Raw genomic sequence first — 16724 nt, forward strand, 5'->3', positions numbered from 1 at the left:
ATCCTGCATGACCTTCAGAAGATCATTTCCTTGGACTTGGCCCAAGGGGCGGTGGAGGCTGGCGACATGACCAACGACAGCGCAGTGGATGTGATCGTGATCGGCGGCGGTACGGGCGGCTACAGCACCGCCCTGCGCGCCTCGGCCCTGGGCCTGAGCGTCCTGCTCGCGGAACGCGACAAGGTCGGCGGGACCTGCCTGCACCGGGGCTGCATCCCCAGCAAGGCCATGCTGCACGCGGCGGAACTCGTCGACGGCATAGCCGAGGCACGCGAGCGCTGGGGGGTGCGGGCGAGCGTGGAGTCGGTCGACTGGCCGGCCCTGACCGCCACCCGCGACGACATCGTCTCCCGCAACCACAAGGGCGTGGAGGGGCACTTGGAGCATGCGGGGGTGCGGGTGGTGCGCAGCGGAGCCCGGTTGACGGGACCGCGTTCGGTACGGACCGAGGACGGCCGGGAGTTCACCGCCACCCGGGGGATCGTGCTGGCCACCGGGTCCCGGCCGCGTACCCTGCCCGGCCTGGAGCCCGACGGCCACACGGTGGTGACCAGTGACGACGCGCTGTTCGCGCCCGGCCTGCCGGCTTCGGTGCTGGTGCTGGGCGGCGGGGCGATCGGGGTGGAGTACGCCTCCTTCCACCGTTCCATGGGCGCCGAGGTGACCCTGGTCGAGGCCGCGGACCGGCTGGTCCCGCTGGAGGACGCGGAGGTGTCCCGGCATCTGGCACGGGGCTTGAAGAAGCGCGGGATCGACGTGCAGACCGGGGCCCGGCTGGAGGGGGCCGAGCGGCTCGCCTCCGGCGGCGTCCGGGCCACCGTGCGCACCGCGCGGGGGGAGCTGCGGGAGATCGGGGCGGAGCGCCTGCTGGTGGCGGTCGGGCGGGTCCCGGTGACCGACGGCCTGCACCTCTCGGCGGCCGGACTGGCTACCGACGGGCGGGGGTTCGTGGCCCCGGCCGACTGGTCCCGGCTGGAGACCGCCGTCCCGGGGATCCATGTGGTGGGCGACCTGCTGCCGCCGCCCTCGCTCGGGCTGGCGCACGCCTCCTTCGCGGAGGGCCTGCTGGTCGCGGAGACCCTGGCCGGGGTGGCGAGCGCGCCGGTGGACTACGCGGCGGTGCCGCGGGTGACCTACTCGGCCCCGCAGACCGCCGCCGTCGGGCTGACGGAGGCACAGGCGCGCGAGGCGGCGCACGACGTGGTGGTGAACACGATGCCGCTGACGGCCGTGGCCAAGGGCATGGTGCACGGGCAGGGCGGCACGGTGAAGGTGGTCGCGGAGCGGGACGGTCGGGTGCTCGGCGTGCACCTGGTGGGGCCGCACGTGTCGGAGATGATCGCGGAGAGCCAGCTGATCGTGGGCTGGGACGCGGAACCGGGCGATGTGGCACGGCACGTCCACGCCCACCCGACGCTGTCGGAGGCGGTCGGTGAGGCCTTCCTCAGCCTGGCGGGCCGCGGACTGCACCAGCAGTAGCCCGGCGGCCCCGGCCCGGCCCGCCGGCGCCGGGTCCCCGGGCCTTGGCCAGGGGTTTAACCCCCTATTCGGGGACTGCGGGGCCCGCGGAGCAGTAGGCGGCGGGCCCTGCGGGCATGGCATCCCTTGTGACTCTCCTCCGTGACATGCGCTACCCCACACCGCGGGAACTCGGGCTCGCCGCCCGCGCTCTGGCGGACGAACACCCCGGCGAGGCCCGGCTCCGCCAGGCCGGCACCTCCCGGGCCGGACAGCCGCTCTGGGTGCTGTCCGTCGCCGCGACCGGCGGCGCCCCGCGCGGCGCCGACCGCAACGTCCTCGTCGTCGCCGGGGCGCACGCCAACGAGCCCGTCGGCGGCGCGACCGCCCTCTCGCTCGCCCGGCGCGTCCTCGACGACCCGGCGCCGCGGGCCGGCTGCGGCTGGCACTTCCTGCTCTGTGCCGACCCGGACGGCGCGGACCTGCACCGCACCCCCCACCCGTACTCGCTGCTGGACTACCACCGGAACTTCTTCCGGCCTCCCGGCCCCGAACAGCCCGAGTGGGCGCCGTCCTTACTGCCCCCGGACCGGCTGCCGCCCGAGACCCTGGCCCTGATGGCGCTCATCGACGAACTGCGGCCCGTCCTGCAGGTCTCCCTGCACGCCACCGACCTCGGCGGCTCCTGGGTGCAGCTCACCCGGGACGTGCCCGGCCTCGCCGAGCCGTTCGCCAAATCGGCCGCCGAGCTGCGCATCCCGGTGGAGAACGGCGCCTCGGACGCGGCCGGCTGGCCCTCCCCCGGGCCCGGGATCTTCGTGATCCCGCAGCCGGGCAGCGAGGCCGCCGGGGCCTTCCACCCGGAGGACACCCGGCTGAGCACCTGGTACCACGCCCACCGCTACGCCGGCACGACCGCCATCGTCGAAGTCCCCATGTGGGCCTCCGACCTGGTGGACGATCCGGCCCCGCACCCCGACCCGCGCGGCGCCCTGCGGATGCTGGCCGAGCGGCTCACCGCGGACGCCGCGCTCGTCGCCTCGGTCCGGGCCGGCGCCGGCGTACGGCCGGGTCCGCCGTGCGAGGACGAGGACCCCGCCGCGGCGCCCCTGCTGCGTGCGGTGGACTGGACGCTCGCGCTGATCCCCCGGATCGCCGCCGAGTGGACGGCCGGGGCTCCCGAGGAGGCCACGGCGGCGTACATCGCCAGCATCGACGCCTTCGGGCGCCGGCTGTCGCTGCGCGCCGCCGCGATGCTGCTGCGGGTGCTGCGCTCCCAGGGGCATCCGGCGGCCCCCGGGCTGGACCGCCTGGTCACCGGGTGGTGCGAGGACTTCGCGGCCCGTTTCGGGGCCCGCTGGGTCCCGGTGGCCACCCAGGTGGAACACCAGTCCCGGACCGTCCTGGCCGCCTACGACCGCCTCGTCGCGGCCGGCCGGGACGAGCGGACCGGCTGAGCGGGGCGGGCCGGGTGAGCGGGCGGGGGCAGCGGCGGGCCGAGCGGCGGTCAGGTCCTGGGCGGCGGCCCCACGCGGGTGTCCGGGCCGGGCGGCGGCAGCGCCACCGGCCTGGCCCCGTCATGGTCCTCCCCGGCGTCGTGGAGGGGGCGGGTCCCTTCGGCCGCGTCCGCCAGCCACTGCCAGACGTACGGCCGGCGGGCGTCCGGGGCCCCGGCGGGCTCCCCGCCGGAGATCCAGGTCGTGAGAGTGAACCGGTGGTCCGCGAACCGCCCGCTCGGGCAGGTGGACGGCACGACCTCGTGGAAGACGCCGGAGGGGAAGAAGGCAACGGTGTCGTGCTCGGGCTCGATCGTGCGGTAGGACTCCCCCGGCCGCGCCCGGCCCTCGTCCACCACGGTGTCGTACAGGCGGAGTTGGCCGCCGCCGAAGCCGCGCGGCGTGCGGTGCAGGTAGTACACGGCGGACAGGGCGGTGCTCACGTCCCGGACCCGTGAGGCGTCCGTGTGGATGCCGAAGTGGCCGCCTTCGCCGTGCGCCGTCAGGACGGTCAACGACTGTGCGAGTGCGGCCCGGTGACCGAGGAGCTCCTGGACGAGCGGCAGGCAGTCGGCCAGGTGTGCGCTGAACACCTCGCTGGTCACGGGAAGGACCAGCGAGTCCCGCCCCTTGCGGGACACCTGTCCGGTCAGGGGGTCCAGGACGGTCCCCGCCGTGAAGTCCTCCTCCCGGGATATCGCGTACTCCAGCAGGGCGGCGGCGCGCTCCGCGCCCAGGAAGTTCTCGAAGCGGCAGACCGGTGCCGGTACCGCGAGTGCGGGGGACCACCGGTCGGAGGGAGGCAGGACTCGCGGGCTGATTTCCATCGGCGTGGCCGGTTCCATCGTGTATCCGCTCATAGCCCGGAACCGTACGACGGCGGCCGTCCGTGCCGAAGGAGCACAAGGGGGCGCACGGAAGTGCACCGCCCACGCCCGCGCCGGGCATCCGGAGCGGCGCGGTCAGCGGGAAACGGAACCGGACCCGGGCTCAGGCCCGGGCCCCGGGGGGTGCCTGATCCTGGTCCCTGGAGGGCTCCACCGCGAGGGAGTAGCGCTGCTTCGGCCGTCCGGTGGCGCCGAGCCGGTCGTAGAAGCGGATCGCGCCCTCGTTCCAGTCCGGGGTCTGCCACTGGACCTGGTCGAGGCCGAGCTCGCGGGCCAGCCCCGTCACGCCGTCCATCAGAGCGGCGCCGAGCCCGTGGCCGCGGGCCTCCTCCGCCAGGTAGAGGCAGTCCATGTGCAGGTAGTGCCGGGCGTCCCAGAAGGCGAACTCGGCGGAGCAGGCGGCGTATCCGGCGACCGTGCCGTCCGGGGTCTCGGCGAGCAGCACCCACAGCCGGGCGTCCTCGGCGAACAGCTGCGGGCCGAGCCGCTCGGCGAGGTCCGGCGGGCGCGGCGCCGACTTCTCGTACGCCACGTGCTCGTGGACGAGTTCGGCCAGGCGGGGCAGGTCCCCGACGCGTGCGCGGCGGATGACGGAGGTGTGTTCCATGACCACCATCCTGCGCGCCGGCTCCCGGCGCCGTACCGGCGGGGCGCCCCGGAGGGATACCCCCAAGGGACACCCGCAGGGGGTGCCCTCAGCTCGACGAGAGCCGGAAGGTCATGTTCCCGAAGCTGACCTGGTCTCCGTCGCGGACCACCGCGGAGCCGGTCACCCGGCGTCCGTTGACCGTGGTCCCGTTGGTGGAGCCGAGGTCCCTGAGCACCCACACTCCGCCCTGCAGCCTGAGCTCCGCGTGCGCCCGGGAGACCGTCTCGTGGCTGAGCCGCAGCCCGTTGCCGGGGTCGCGGCCGATCCGCAGGGCCGCCGCGCTCGGATGCGGCAGCAGCAGCTTGGGCAGCCGCTCGGCGTTCCAGGCGCGCCGGACCCCGAGGGACACGGCCGAGGCCCGGCCGACCCAGCCGAACAGCCGACGGGTCCAGGGACTTTCGGCCGCCTCCCGGGACTGGAGGTCGGCCGTGAGCACGGCGAGTTCCTCGGAGCGGCGGGCGACCAGGGCGAGTTCCATCCGGCGCAGGAAGGTGTCGTGGGACAGCTTGCCGAGGGCCGCGCCCTCCCTGAGCTGGCCCAGCGCCCGGTCGCGCTCGGCGTCGGACAGCCGCGGCGCGGGGAAGGCGGGAATCTCGAAACTGGACGTCACAGGGTGATTGTCGGCCCGTCGGGGCCGGAGTGTCCAGAACTCCCCCGCCACGCCCGGAATGATGGGCACGATACGCATGCTGGACACCGCCGCCGACGAGGGGACCGTCCGTGCAGTTCGAGGTGTGGGCACCACTGACAGGTCACGTCGCCATGCTGCTCGACGGGACGACGTACGACATGGCACGCGATCCGGACCGGGACGGCTGGTGGACCGCCGAGGCCCCGGCCGCCGACGGGAGCCGCTACGGATTCCTGCTCGACGGCGACGGCCCGCGGCCGGACCCGCGCGGGCGCCGGCTGCCCGACGGGCCCGACGGCCTGTCGGCGGTGGTCGATCCGGAGGCCCTCGCCCCACGGCCCGCGCAACCGCCGTACACCCGGCTCCAGGACGCGGTCCTGTACGAGCTGCACATCGGCACCTTCACCTCCGAGGGCACCTTCGACGCGGCCGCCGCCCGGCTCGGGCACCTCACCGCCCTCGGCGTCACGCACGTGGAGCTGATGCCGGTCTGCTCCTTCTCCGGCCGGCACGGCTGGGGGTACGACGGGGTCGCGCCCTGGGCGGTGCACGAGCCGTACGGCGGCCCGGCCGGCCTGGCCCGCTTCACGGCCGCCGCGCACGAGGCGAGGCTGGGCGTCGTGCTGGACGTGGTCCACAACCACCTCGGCCCGTCCGGCAACCACCTGCCCGCCTTCGGCCCGTACTTCACCGACACCCACCACACCCCGTGGGGCTCCGCGGTGAACCTGGACGCGGCCGGCTCCGACGAGGTACGCGCCTACCTGCTCGGCAGCGCGCTGGCCTGGCTGCGCGACTACGGGATCGACGGGCTGCGGCTGGACGCCGTGCACGCGCTGGCCGACGACCGGGCGCTGACCTTCCTGGAGGAACTGTCCGCGGCCGTCGACGAACTGGCCGCGGACACCGGCCGGCCGCTGTTCCTGATCGCCGAGTCCGACCGCTGCGACCCCCGCACCACCACCCCGCGCGCCGCCGGGGGCCTGGGCCTGCACGCCCAGTGGAACGACGACTTCCACCACGCCCTGCACTGCGCGCTGACGGGCGAGTCCCAGGCGTACTACGCCGACTTCGCCACGGCCCCGCTCGCCGCCCTCGCCAAGACCATGACCCGGGTCTTCTTCCACGACGGGACCTGGTCCTCCTTCCGGGGCCGTACGCACGGCCGCCCGGTGGACCACCGCCGGACCCCGGCCCACCGTTTCCTCGGCTACACCCAGACCCACGACCAGATCGGCAACCGGGCGCTCGGCGACCGGCTCTCCGCCTCGCTCTCCCCCGGGCTGCTGGCGTGCGCCGCGACCGCGGCCCTCACCGGGCCGTTCGTGCCGATGCTGTTCATGGGAGAGGAGTGGGGGGCGAAGACCCCCTGGCAGTACTTCACCGACCATCCGGACCCTGGACTGGCCGAGGCGGTACGGTCCGGCCGGCGCCGGGAGTTCGCGGCGCACGGCTGGAAGGCCGAGGAGATCCCGGACCCGCAGGACCCGGCCACCCGCGACCGCTCCTGCCTGGACTGGGCGGAGCCCGAACAGGCCGTCCACGCCCGCCTGCTGGACTGGTACCGCACCCTGATCGCACTCCGCCGCACCCATCACGACCTGCGCGACCCGGACCTGGCGGCGGTCCGGGTCGCGCACGACGAGGAGCGTCGCTGGCTCACCTTCCGGCGGGGCGACGTCCGGGTGGCCGTGAACCTCTCCCCGGACCCGGTGACGATCGCGCTGGGCCGCAACGGGGTACGGGTGCTGGCCTCCTGGGAGCCGGTCGGCCACCCGGGTCCCGACGGCCGGCTCCACGTGCCCGGCGAAACGGCGGTCGTCCTGGCCCCGTGAGGCTCACTCCACGACGGCGAGCTCGCGCGGGGCGTTGTTGAGGCGGAGCCCGCCGTCCCCGGTGACGGTCACGATGTCCTCGATGCGGACGCCGAACCGGCCCGGCAGGTAGATGCCCGGCTCCACGGAGAAGCACATGCCGGGGACCAGCGGCTGCTCCTCGCCCTCGACCATGTACGGGGGCTCGTGGGTGGTGACCCCGATGCCGTGGCCGGTGCGGTGGATGAAGCGGTCCCCGTAGCCGAACTCGGTGATCACGGCACGGGCGGCCCGGTCGATCTCCTGGCAGGAGGCCCCCGGCCGGACCGCGGCCACGCCGGCCTGCTGGGCCTCGCGGACGATGTCGTGGACCCGCTGCTCCTCGGGGGTGGGCTCGCCGACGTGCACGGTGCGGGAGATGTCGGAGCCGTAGCCGAAGCGCAGGCCGCCGAAGTCGAGGACCACCATGTCGCCGTGGCGGATGACGCGGTCCCCGGCCTCGTGGTGCGGATTGGCCCCGTTGGGGCCGGAGCCGACGACCGTGAAGTCGACCTGGGAGTGGCCGTGGGCGCGCAGCAGGGCCGCCAGGTCCTCGGCCACGTCGGTCTCCCGCCGGTCGGCGAAGGGGAGGTGGAGGATCTGCGCGTAGGCGGCGTCGGCGGCGGCTCCCGCCGCGCCGAGGCGCTCCAGCTCCCGCTCGTCCTTGACCGCGCGGAGCATGGGCAGGCAGTCGGTGAGCGGCGCGTAGGAGCTGTTCGGCAGTTCCCGCTGCAGGCCGAGCAGATGCAGCGCCCAGGTGTTGTCGCTGACCCCGAAGCGCCCGCGGAAGTCCAGCAGCGGGGCGGTGACGGCGTACGGGTTCTTCCCGTCGGCCCAGGCCCGCAGGGTCAGCGCGGTGGCGCCCGGGGCCTGTTCCGCGTCCGGAGCCTCCAGCGCGGGCACGATGAGCACCGGATCCTGCCCGGCGGCCAGGACGAGCAGGGTCAGCCGCTCGGTCTCGGCGGTGGGCCGGTAGCCCGTGAGGTGGGTGAGATCGGGCCCGGGGGAGATCAGCAGTCCGGCGAGTCCCGCGTCGGCGGCGGTCTGGGCGGCGGCGGCCATCCGGGCGGCGTAGTCGTCGGCCGTGAAGGGTGCGGGTTCACGTGTCATACGGGTGATCCTGCCGCCAGCCGCGCGGCGAGGGCAGCGGCCACGCCGGTCGGGCGGCCCGGGGAGAGGAGCTCCGTACGGTGGACGGGGCGCGGGGCCGACGGAGGTACGGCGACCCCCGCGCCGGCGGCCTCCGCCACGCGGGGCGGTGCCGTGCCGGGCGTCGTGACCCGGTGAACCTTTCCGGCCACAGCACTCGCCAGCGCACGTCGGCGAGGTCGTCGAGCCGGACGGCGGCCCGCCCGGCGGGCAGCAGCACGGCCGGTTCCTCCTCCCCCGCGCCCGTCACGGTGAGCGGGGCCACGTCGGGCAGCCGCAGCAGGTCGCTCGGCGCCGCGAGACCGGCCTGACCGGCAAGACACCCCCTGGGTCGCAGCATCCCGTGGCGACGGCGGCGGGCACCTCGGCCGGGGGCAGCACCCAGGGTGACCCCGGTGGCGGGCAGCGCCGCGAGCAGCCGGGGGCCGGCGAGGATGACGCGCCCGGGCGGGGCGGCGGCCGGAGCTGCAGGGGGACGGATCGAGGCCGCACCCGGTCGTCCGGGCGCTCGCCGCGGCGGCCGTCGCCCACGCCTCGGACCGGGCCGGAAGCCCGGACGCAAGCGCATCCGCCGCCCGATAAGGCGTCGCGGGACCACCCCTCTGATCGGCTATGCTGTGCTTGCACATCGAACGGGCGGTCCGCCGCCCTTCGTGGTGGGTGTAGCTCAGTTGGTAGAGCACCTGGTTGTGGTCCAGGTGGCCGCGGGTTCAAGTCCCGTCACTCACCCTTCGATCCCGTGGGGTACGAGGTTTCCTCGTACCCCACGGGATTTTTCGTGCGACCGGCCGGCCCGGCCTGCCGGTCGTCTAGATCCGCAGGAAGGCCTCCACCTCGGTGACGAAGGCCACCGGGGTCTCGTGCGGCGGGTAGTGGCCGGAGCCCGGGACCGTCACGACCCGGCAGTCCGGGTAGGAGGCCTGCCAGGTGTCCCTCATCACATCCGGGGTGATCGCGAGGTCGTACTCGCCGACGAGGACGAGCACCGGGACGGTGTTGCCCTTCACGGCGGCGGACAGGTCGAGCGGCTGCCAGCTCGCGAGGTAGCCGGCGAAGGCCTCGGGGCGGGAGGCGGCCAGCGAGTGGGCGACCATTTTGTCGAGCCAGTGGCGGCTCACGCGGTTGCCCGTGACCAGGTCGAGGATGACGCAGCGCTTCTCGGGGTCGGTGGCGGCGCCGTGGAAGAGGGCGTGGGTCGCGTCGTCCATCGCGTAGGGTGCGGCCGGGACCGGGGCGAGCCCGATCAGCTTCTCCACCCGTTCGGGGGCGCGGACGAGGACCTGCTGGACCGCCTTGCCGCCCATGGAGTGGCCGAGGAGGGAGAAGGTGTCCCAGCCGAGCTGGTCGGCGAGTTCGAGGACGTCGTCGGCGATCTCGGCCAGGGTGTGGCGGCCGGGGACGTCGCGGCGGTCGCCGTAGCCGCGGTAGTCGAGGAAGACGTAGCTGAAGCCCTCGGGGTCCAGGTGGTCCAGTACGGAACCCCAGTTCGCGGAGGTGCCGAACCAGTCGTGCAGCACGATGACGCGGACGGGTCCGGTACCGATCCTGCGGTGGGCGATGGCCATGCGTTCTCCCTGGATGACGGGCGGAGAAAACCGACGCCGTACGTTCTGCCCACCCGGCCTACGATCACACCGTGAAGCCGATATCCCGCACGGTCCGCATCGCCGTCACGCACACCTTCACCGACAGGGACCACCCGGTCCACCCCACCGAGTACGAGGTCGTCGACCGGAACGAGATCGCGGAGGTGCTCGCGGCCTGGCCCCCCGCGGAGCCGCACGACGACTTCGAGTGCATGTGCCACGGGGACGGCAGGGTCTCGCTGTACGAGGCCGGCGGCGAGCGCCTCAGGTCCGTGGACCCGACCGGGCCGCTCGGGCCGCTGTTCGATTCCCGGGATCCCGCGGGGCTGCCCTCCCGGCACCGCGCCCGCTGGGTGGCCGCCGCGCCCGAGGGCCTGCGCGAGTACGCCGGCGCCTGCGCCCGCGGCGAGGAGCCCCGGCCGCCGCGCGGAGTACCGCTGAGCACGGTGTTCAGCTGGCTGGGCACCGTACGGGAGCACCCCGGCGACGCCGCGCGGCTGCTCGCCACCCTGGCCCCGCAGCGGCTGCTGGCTCCGGTGCCCGCCGACGAACTCGCCTGGGCCGTACGGGAGACGGACCGCACCGGGCTGGAGGGCGCCGTGCGGTTCTTCGCGAGCGAGGAGTTCACCACACGCCACCCGAAGCGGCGCCGGGTGTCCGACACCGCGCGGGACCTCTTGCTGCGGCACGCCCGCAGCCACCGTCCCGGGGACCTCCCGGTCCTGGAACGGCGGCTGCTGCGCGCACCGGAGGACCGGATCAGAGGGTCTTGATCGCCGGGTCCGAGAGGCCCGGGGCGCCGGTCTCCACGTGTCCGGCGAAGCGGCGCAGGAAGGTGGCGTCGGCGTCGGAGACGACCTGCACGTCGTACCAGCGGCCCGAGGCGGCGAGGTCCACCGTGTGGGAGACCGTGGCGCCGGGCGCCACCCGGAGGGTCTGGGCGGCGCCGCCGTAGGTGTTGGTCACCGTGAGGTTGACGGCCGCCGTCCCGGAGTTGGTCAGGGCCAGGACCAGGTTGCCGGTGGCCGCCAGGTGGCGGGCCGTGACCTCGGGGCCGGCCTTCTTCGCCGGGCCCTTCCAGGTGCGCAGGAAGCCGTTCGGGCCCCACACCGTGAGGTTGATCTGGTTGCCGGTGGAGCTGCTGGTGGACCAGGTGTCCGAGAGCGTTTTGCCCGCCTCGACCGTGTAGGGCCAGGGGCCGTCCGTGCGGTTGCCCGAGGTGCTGTGGAAGTGGGCGCCCAGGGTCGGTCCGGAGGCGAAGGTGAGGGTGAACTTGCCGGTGGAGGTGGTGCGGGCGCCGTCCACGTAGGGGCTGTAGCCGAGCGCGCGGGTCGGCTTGGAGCCGGCCTCCTGCCGGGGCAGGGTGCCGGTCGCCGGCGGGGTCGGGTGGTAGGAGGGGTGGCGGTCCTTGTCCGGCGGGACGTACCCGGCCGTGGACGGCAGCGCGGCGGGCGCGGCATCGGCCCGGGTGAAGTCGAAGGCCGAGGTCAGGTCGCCGCAGACGGCACGGCGCCACGGGGAGATGTTGGGCTCCTGCACCCCGAAGCGCTTCTCCATGAAGCGGATCACCGAGGTGTGGTCGAAGGTCTCGGAGCAGACGTAGCCGCCCTTGCTCCAGGGGGAGACCACGATCATCGGGACGCGCGGGCCGAGCCCGTACGGTCCGGCCGCGTAGCCGCCGCCACCGGCGTAGAGGTCCTTCGACACGTCGGCCGTGGACAGGCCCCAGGCGGAGGAGGCCGGCGGGTACGGCGGGACCACGTGGTCGAAGAAGCCGTCGTTCTCGTCGTAGGTGATGAACAGGGCGGTCTTGGCCCAGACCGCAGGGTTCGCGGTCAGCGCGTCCAGGACCTGCGAGATGTACCAGGCGCCGAAGTTCGTCGGCCAGTTCGCGTGCTCGCTGAACGCCTCGGGGGCGGCGATCCAGGACACCTGGGGCAGCGTGCCGCCCACCACGTCCGCGCGCAGCCGGTCGAAGTAGCCGTCGCCCGCCTTGACGTTCGTGCCCGTACGGGCCTTCTCGTACAGGGCGCTGCCGGGCTGGGCGTTGCGGTAGGTGTTGAAGTACAGCAGCGAGTTGTCGCCGTAGTTGCCGCGGAAGGCGTCGTTGATCCAGCCCCAGGAACCGGCGGCGTTCAGGCCGTCGCCGATGTCCTGGTAGACCTTCCACGAGACCCCGGCGGACTCCAGCCGCTCGGGGTAGGTCTTCCAGCCGTAGCCGGCCTCCTGGTTGCCGAGGACCGGGCCGCCGCCGGTCCCGTCGTTGCCGGTGTGACCCGACCAGAGGTAGTAGCGGTTCGGGTCCGTGGCGCCGATGAAGGAGCAGTGGTAGGCGTCGCACACCGTGAAGGCGTCGGCGAGGGCGTAGTGGAACGGGATGTCGTTCCGGGTCATGTACGACATGGTCGTGGCCGTCTTGGCCGGGACCCACTTGTCGTACTTGCCGTTGTTGTACGCCTGGTGGCCGCCGGCCCAGTCGTGGTTGAGGCCCTCCAGGAACTGCATGCCGAGGTCCTGGACCTGCGGGTTGAAGGGCAGGATGTCCTTCGTCCCGTTCGACTGGTGGAAGACCGACTTGCCGTTGTCCTGGAGGACCGGCCGCGGGTCGCCGAAGCCCCGTACCCCCTTCATCGCGCCGAAGTAGTGGTCGAAGGACCGGTTCTCCTGCATCAGGACGACGACGTGCTCGATGTCCTGGATCGTTCCGGTGGTGCCCTGCGCCGGGATGGCGGCGGCCCGCGCGATGCTGTCGTTCAGCATCGTGAGGGCGGCGGTGCCACCGGCTATCTGCAGGAACCTGCGGCGGTTGAGTTCTGCCATGGGGTGACGACCTCTGGGGGTGAGGAGGGGGAGTCGAGGGGCGCCCCAAGGACAGCGGTCCCGGGGGACCGGGCGGAGATCGCTTCGTGACACTGCGCCGTACACCTGGAGAACGGAAAGAGCTCCCGAAGGACCCGCGTATCTGCTGAAATGACCTCCCACACACTGCGCGGGGGGCGCAGAGCGGATGGCCGGGACCGAGTTCGGGCATGCCATCGGGCTGCCCCGCGCGCTCTCCGGCCTGCCGCTGTCGCCGCTCGTGGGAGGGTACGGGGAACTCCTCTCCGCGCAACAGACCACCGGATTAAGCCACTTGGGCGAGTTACCGGTGCCGTCCGGCGGCCGCTTACGGGTACTCGACGGGATCTTCTCCGTCACCGGACCCACACGCCGGCCGCGCAGAGCCCGGCGAGGCGCCGGTCGCGCCGGTCGATCCGCCGTACGGAGGCCCGCGCGTGGCGGGCCAGGGCCACCAGGTCGATGCCGAGCGAGAGCCCGGTGGCGGTCAGCGGTCCTCGGTGAGTTCCACGTCCACCTCGCGGGCGAAGCCCTCGTCAAGGTGTGCTCCCGCGCACAGCAGCCGGGGCAGCGCGTCGTCCCGGCAGTGCGCCAGCGCCGGTAATCGGCCTGCCGCCATCGCGTCATCCACCGTGGCCGTGTCGTTCCACCCTAGGCAAACGGCCCCTGGCTGTCCCGTGGTTGGGCGTCACGCGCCTCGAGGGTGCGCATACTCAGGCGGTCTGTGCGGCTCGTGGCGCCGAACTGAGCATCCGTACTCAGGCTCCGGCGCGGCCCGCTCGTCATCGTGTGTGCATGTTCATTCAGCCATGTGATCCGCTGCCGCGCGCCGGGATGCGCGCCGGGATAACCGCCGTCGGCGGCCTGCTGCCCGACGAGGTGCTGTCCTCCGACGCCCTGCAGCGGGAGGTGGCGCTCCGCAGTGGGCTGACCTTGCCGCCGAGGCTGCTGACGCAGGCCACCGGGATCGTCTCGCGCCGGGTCGCGGGCGAGGGCGTGTACGCCTCCACCCTCGCGGTGGGCGCCGCCCGCCGGGCCCTGGCCGCCGCCGGACTCGGTCCGCTCGACGTCGACCTGCTGCTGTTCGCGTCCGCCTCCCGCGACCTCGTCGAGCCGGCCACCGCGCACATCGTGCAGGCGGAACTGGGCTCGCGGGCCCACGCCCTGGACGTCACCAACGCCTGCAACAGCTTCGTCAACGGCATCGACCTCGCCCGCTCCATGATCCTCGCCGGGCGGGCGCGGCGGGCCCTGGTGGTCACCGGTGAGACGCCGAGCCGGGCGGTGCGCAGGGACCCGGCTGATCTCGCGGAACTGCGTGACGGCTTCGCCGGGTACACCTTCGGCGACGCGGGTGCTGCGGTGGTCGTGGAGGCCGTGGAGCGCGGCGGGATCATCGACGTGGACACCGAGACCCATTCGGAGCACTGGGAGGTGGGGGGCATCCCGGGCGGCGGGTCACGGCACCCGCGCGGGGACGCGTACACCTACTTCCGCGGCGACGGGCACGAACTGCGGGGCGTCTTCGAGAAGGTGGGCACCGCCGTCATCGACCGGACGCTGCACCGCACGGGGATGGACTGGGACGGCTTCGCCAAGGTACTGGTGCACCAGGTGACGGTGCCGTACCTGGAGCGGTTCGCGGAACTGACCGGGGTGCCCGCCGGGAAGCTGGTGGTGACGGTGCCCGAGCTCGGCAATGTCGCGAGCGCGAGCATCGGGCTCCAGCTGGACCGGGTGTTCGATGAACTCACTCCGGGGGACAGGGTGTTGTTCGTGGGCCTCGGCGGCGGGATCAGCATCATGACGATGGTCTGGGAGAAGTCTTGACGGCCGGGGCCGCGCCGATGTGGGTGGTCGTGCCCGCGCACGAGGAGGAGGCCCGGCTGGCCGCCACCCTGCGGGCGCTCGCCGCGCAGCGGGACCGGGACTTCACCCTGCTGGTCGTCGACAACGCCTCGACGGACGGTACGGGAGCCGTCGCCCGCGCCTTCGCGGCCGGCGCGCCCTTCCCGGTGGAGGTGATCGAGGAGCCGGAGAAGGGGGTCGGCTCCGCGGTGGACACCGGCTTCCGGTACGCGATCGGCCGCGGGGCGGCCCTGCTCGCCCGTACGGACGCCGACTGCCTGCCCCGGCCGGGCTGGACCGGCGCCGCCCGTGCCGCGCTGATCCGCAGCCCCGGGCTGGTGTGCGGGCGGATCGTGGCCCGCCGGGACGAGCACGGCCCGCTGGGCCGGGCCGGGTTCGGCGCGCTGGTGGCCCTCGCCGCGCTCTTCGGGCGGCTGCGGCCCGAGCACGCCCGGCGGCGCGGCTACCGGGCGCCGTACCGCATGCACGCCGGGAACAACATGGCCATCACGGCCGAGCTGTACCTGGGCGTCGGCGGGATGCCCCGGCGCCCCTCGCCGACCGACCGGCTCTTCCTCAACGCCGTACGCCGCCACACCGACCGGATCACGCACTGCCGGGAGATGGTCGTGGAGAACTCGACGCGGCGCCTGCGGGCCTACGGGCTCGCCGGCACCGCCCGCTGGTACCTCGACCAGGGCAGCGGCACCCACGGAACGGACGACCCCCGCTGATGCTGGACCACCTCGACCACGCACTGCGCAGCCGCCCGGAGCGGCCCGCCGTGCTCACCGCCACCCGCACCGGCGCGTCCCGGGTACGGGCCACCCGCGGCGAACTCGCGGAGCTGGCCGACGCCTTCGCCGCGGCCCTGCACGCGCGCGGGCTGCGCGCCGGGGACACCGTCGGCGTGGCCGTACGCCCCGGGCCGCGCGCCCTCGCCGTCCTGCTCGCGCTGTGGCGGCTCGGGCTGCGCGGGGCCGTCCTGGACCCGGGCGCCGGGCCCGACGTGCTGCGCGCCCGCCTCGCGCTGGCCCGGCCCTCGCTGGTGCTGGCCGACGCGGCCGCGCAGGCGGTGGCGGGCTGGGCGCGGCCGCTGGCCCGCCGGGCCCGGCTCGCGCTGCCGGACCTGGCCGCGCTCGGGCCGGTGGCCACGGTCGGGCCCCGGCTGCCGGGCTGCGCGCCCGCGCTGGACCTGGGTGCGCCCCGCCAGGGTGTGCCCGTGCCCGGGGACGGGCTGGACGGGGACGCCGACGCGGTGATCGTGTTCACCTCGGGGACCACCTCCCTGCCGCGGGCCGTCGTCCACACCCGGGCGAGCCTGGCGGCCGGCATGACCACGGTCTCGGCCCTCTTCGACGCGCGCGGGGACCGGCCGGTGCTCGGCGGCACCTTCTTCGTCCTCGTCCCCTCGCTGGCGCGCGGCGCCGCCGTCGCCCTCCCGGCGGGCAACTCCCGGGTGCTGGCCCGGCAGTTGCGCCGGCTGCGGCCCGAGGACACCTATCTGACCCCGCCCCGGCTGCGGGACGCGCTGGGCGCGGGCGCCCGCTTCCACGGCCGGGTGTGGACGGGCTCGGCCCCGGCGGGCGCCGGGCTGCTGGAACGCGTGCGCGCGGCGGGCGCGGCCGAGGCCTGGGGGGTGTACGCGCTGACCGAGCTGTTCCCGGCCGCCGCGGTCGAGTCGCGGGAGAAGTCCGCGTTCGAGGCGGCCGGGGAGAGCGGGGACCTGGTCGGGCCACCGCTGCCGGGCGTGCTCGCCAAGCCGGACGAGAACGGGCAGCTGCTGCTGTCCGGCCCGGCGGCCCGCCACCGCTACCTCGGGGAGGAGCCCGACGCGTGGGTGCGTACGGGTGACCGGGCACGGCTGGACGGCGCGGGCCGCATCGTGCTCGAAGGCAGGACCAAGGACATGGTGCTGCGCCGGGCCGAGAACATCTATCCGGGGCTGTACGAGCCCGCCCTGCACGTGCCGGGGGTGGAGTTGGCCGTGCTCGTCGGGGTCCCGGCCGGTGACGGCGACGAACGGCTCGTCGCCGTCGTGCAGCCGCGGCGCGGTACGGACGAACGGGCCGTGCGCGCCGCCCTGTCGGAGCCGGTGCGGCGGATGGGCACGGCCCGGCCCGACGCCCTGCTGCTCGCGCGGATCCCGCTGTCGGGGCGCTCGCGCAAACCGGACCGGGCGGCGACGGCCGCCCTGGCGGCGCGCCGCCTGGGCCCGGCGCGATGACGGCCCGTGCCGCCGGTCCGGGCCGCGGTACCGGTACCAGCCCGAGCCGGGCCGGGCCGGGTCCGGGGTCGCGCGCCCGGAGCCTTCCCCGGGCCTTCGCCC

The 16724-nt window shown here is 74.5% G+C and carries 14 protein-coding genes and 1 tRNA gene; 8 read left to right on the plus strand and 7 right to left on the minus strand.

Going from position 1 to position 16724, the window contains the following annotated elements:
- The first annotated feature begins 66 nt into the window (after positions 1-66).
- Entirely contained in the window at positions 67-1479 is a 1413-nt protein-coding gene (gene lpdA / locus ACZ573_RS12540) for a dihydrolipoyl dehydrogenase (protein ID WP_471302735.1), read from the plus strand.
- Positions 1480-1607: 128 nt separating this feature from the next.
- Positions 1608-2915: a M14 family zinc carboxypeptidase gene (locus tag ACZ573_RS12545; RefSeq protein WP_471303293.1), complete on the plus strand. Its 1308-nt coding sequence runs from the start codon at positions 1608-1610 to the stop codon at positions 2913-2915.
- Positions 2916-2965: 50 nt separating this feature from the next.
- On the opposite strand, the gene ACZ573_RS12550 is transcribed toward ACZ573_RS12545, so the two are convergent.
- From ACZ573_RS12550 to ACZ573_RS12560, 3 genes are all read right to left on the minus strand, one after another.
- Entirely contained in the window at positions 2966-3814 is an 849-nt protein-coding gene (locus ACZ573_RS12550) for a 2OG-Fe(II) oxygenase (protein WP_471302737.1), read from the minus strand.
- 130 nt (positions 3815-3944) lie between these two features.
- Positions 3945-4448 (minus strand): GNAT family N-acetyltransferase, encoded by a 504-nt coding sequence (locus tag ACZ573_RS12555; RefSeq protein ID WP_471302740.1) that lies wholly within the window; start codon positions 4446-4448, stop codon positions 3945-3947.
- 88 nt (positions 4449-4536) lie between these two features.
- Complete coding sequence (locus tag ACZ573_RS12560) at positions 4537-5100, minus strand: FHA domain-containing protein (RefSeq protein WP_373038651.1); 564 nt, start codon at positions 5098-5100, stop codon at positions 4537-4539.
- A gap of 110 nt (positions 5101-5210) precedes the next feature.
- Between ACZ573_RS12560 and treZ the strand changes: the two genes are divergently transcribed.
- Positions 5211-6956 (plus strand): malto-oligosyltrehalose trehalohydrolase, encoded by a 1746-nt coding sequence (gene treZ, locus ACZ573_RS12565; RefSeq protein WP_471302742.1) that lies wholly within the window; start codon positions 5211-5213, stop codon positions 6954-6956.
- A 3-nt stretch (positions 6957-6959) separates the two neighbouring features.
- Here the strand turns inward: treZ and ACZ573_RS12570 are convergent, their stop codons facing one another.
- Complete coding sequence (locus ACZ573_RS12570) at positions 6960-8084, minus strand: M24 family metallopeptidase (RefSeq protein WP_471302745.1); 1125 nt, start codon at positions 8082-8084, stop codon at positions 6960-6962.
- A gap of 695 nt (positions 8085-8779) precedes the next feature.
- Here ACZ573_RS12570 and ACZ573_RS12575 point away from each other — a divergent pair.
- Positions 8780-8852, plus strand: a tRNA-His gene (locus ACZ573_RS12575).
- 80 nt (positions 8853-8932) lie between these two features.
- Here ACZ573_RS12575 and ACZ573_RS12580 read toward each other — a convergent pair.
- Positions 8933-9688 (minus strand): alpha/beta fold hydrolase, encoded by a 756-nt coding sequence (locus ACZ573_RS12580; RefSeq protein WP_471302746.1) that lies wholly within the window; start codon positions 9686-9688, stop codon positions 8933-8935.
- A gap of 71 nt (positions 9689-9759) precedes the next feature.
- On the opposite strand from ACZ573_RS12580, the gene ACZ573_RS12585 reads away from it, so the two are divergent.
- Positions 9760-10482: a hypothetical protein gene (locus ACZ573_RS12585; RefSeq protein ID WP_471302749.1), complete on the plus strand. Its 723-nt coding sequence runs from the start codon at positions 9760-9762 to the stop codon at positions 10480-10482.
- Here the strand turns inward: ACZ573_RS12585 and ACZ573_RS12590 are convergent.
- Positions 10469-12529 carry a phosphocholine-specific phospholipase C gene (locus ACZ573_RS12590; protein ID WP_471302751.1) on the minus strand — a complete coding sequence of 687 codons (2061 nt, stop codon included), beginning with the start codon at positions 12527-12529 and terminating at the stop codon, positions 10469-10471. The two genes, ACZ573_RS12585 and ACZ573_RS12590, sit on opposite strands and share 14 nt — an antisense overlap.
- Positions 12530-13034: 505 nt before the next feature.
- Entirely contained in the window at positions 13035-13166 is a 132-nt protein-coding gene (locus ACZ573_RS12595; protein ID WP_471302754.1) for a hypothetical protein, read from the minus strand.
- A 176-nt stretch (positions 13167-13342) separates the two neighbouring features.
- Here ACZ573_RS12595 and ACZ573_RS12600 point away from each other — a divergent pair, with 176 nt between their 5' ends.
- Genes ACZ573_RS12600 through ACZ573_RS12610 form a run of 3 tightly spaced genes read left to right on the plus strand, consistent with a single transcriptional unit; the run spans position 13343 to position 16622 of the window.
- Positions 13343-14377 (plus strand): 3-oxoacyl-ACP synthase III family protein, encoded by a 1035-nt coding sequence (locus tag ACZ573_RS12600; RefSeq protein WP_471302756.1) that lies wholly within the window; start codon positions 13343-13345, stop codon positions 14375-14377.
- The gene (locus ACZ573_RS12605; protein ID WP_471302759.1) at positions 14374-15129 is read left to right on the plus strand and encodes a glycosyltransferase family A protein; all 756 of its coding nucleotides are present in this window, start codon (positions 14374-14376) and stop codon (positions 15127-15129) included. The genes ACZ573_RS12600 and ACZ573_RS12605 overlap by 4 nt, the downstream gene beginning before the upstream one ends.
- Positions 15129-16622: an AMP-binding protein gene (locus ACZ573_RS12610; protein ID WP_471302761.1), complete on the plus strand. Its 1494-nt coding sequence runs from the start codon at positions 15129-15131 to the stop codon at positions 16620-16622. Before ACZ573_RS12605 ends, ACZ573_RS12610 begins: the two co-directional genes overlap by 1 nt.
- Positions 16623-16724 lie beyond the last annotated feature (102 nt).

Source organism: Streptomyces sp. NPDC040545 (assembly GCF_055595065.1).

Excerpts from the sequence above, each read along its gene's own strand:
- lpdA (WP_471302735.1), top strand. The coding sequence starts at position 67 with ATGACCAACGACAGCGCAGTGGATGTGATCGTGATCGGCGGCGGTACG.
- ACZ573_RS12550 (WP_471302737.1), bottom strand. The coding sequence starts at position 3,814 with ATGAGCGGATACACGATGGAACCGGCCACGCCGATGGAAATCAGCCCG.
- ACZ573_RS12555 (WP_471302740.1), bottom strand. The coding sequence starts at position 4,448 with ATGGAACACACCTCCGTCATCCGCCGCGCACGCGTCGGGGACCTGCCC.
- ACZ573_RS12570 (WP_471302745.1), bottom strand. The coding sequence starts at position 8,084 with ATGACACGTGAACCCGCACCCTTCACGGCCGACGACTACGCCGCCCGG.
- ACZ573_RS12580 (WP_471302746.1), bottom strand. The coding sequence starts at position 9,688 with ATGGCCATCGCCCACCGCAGGATCGGTACCGGACCCGTCCGCGTCATC.
- ACZ573_RS12590 (WP_471302751.1), bottom strand. The coding sequence starts at position 12,529 with ATGGCAGAACTCAACCGCCGCAGGTTCCTGCAGATAGCCGGTGGCACC.
- ACZ573_RS12595 (WP_471302754.1), bottom strand. The coding sequence starts at position 13,166 with ATGGCGGCAGGCCGATTACCGGCGCTGGCGCACTGCCGGGACGACGCG.
- ACZ573_RS12600 (WP_471302756.1), top strand. The coding sequence starts at position 13,343 with ATGTTCATTCAGCCATGTGATCCGCTGCCGCGCGCCGGGATGCGCGCC.
- ACZ573_RS12610 (WP_471302761.1), top strand. The coding sequence starts at position 15,129 with ATGCTGGACCACCTCGACCACGCACTGCGCAGCCGCCCGGAGCGGCCC.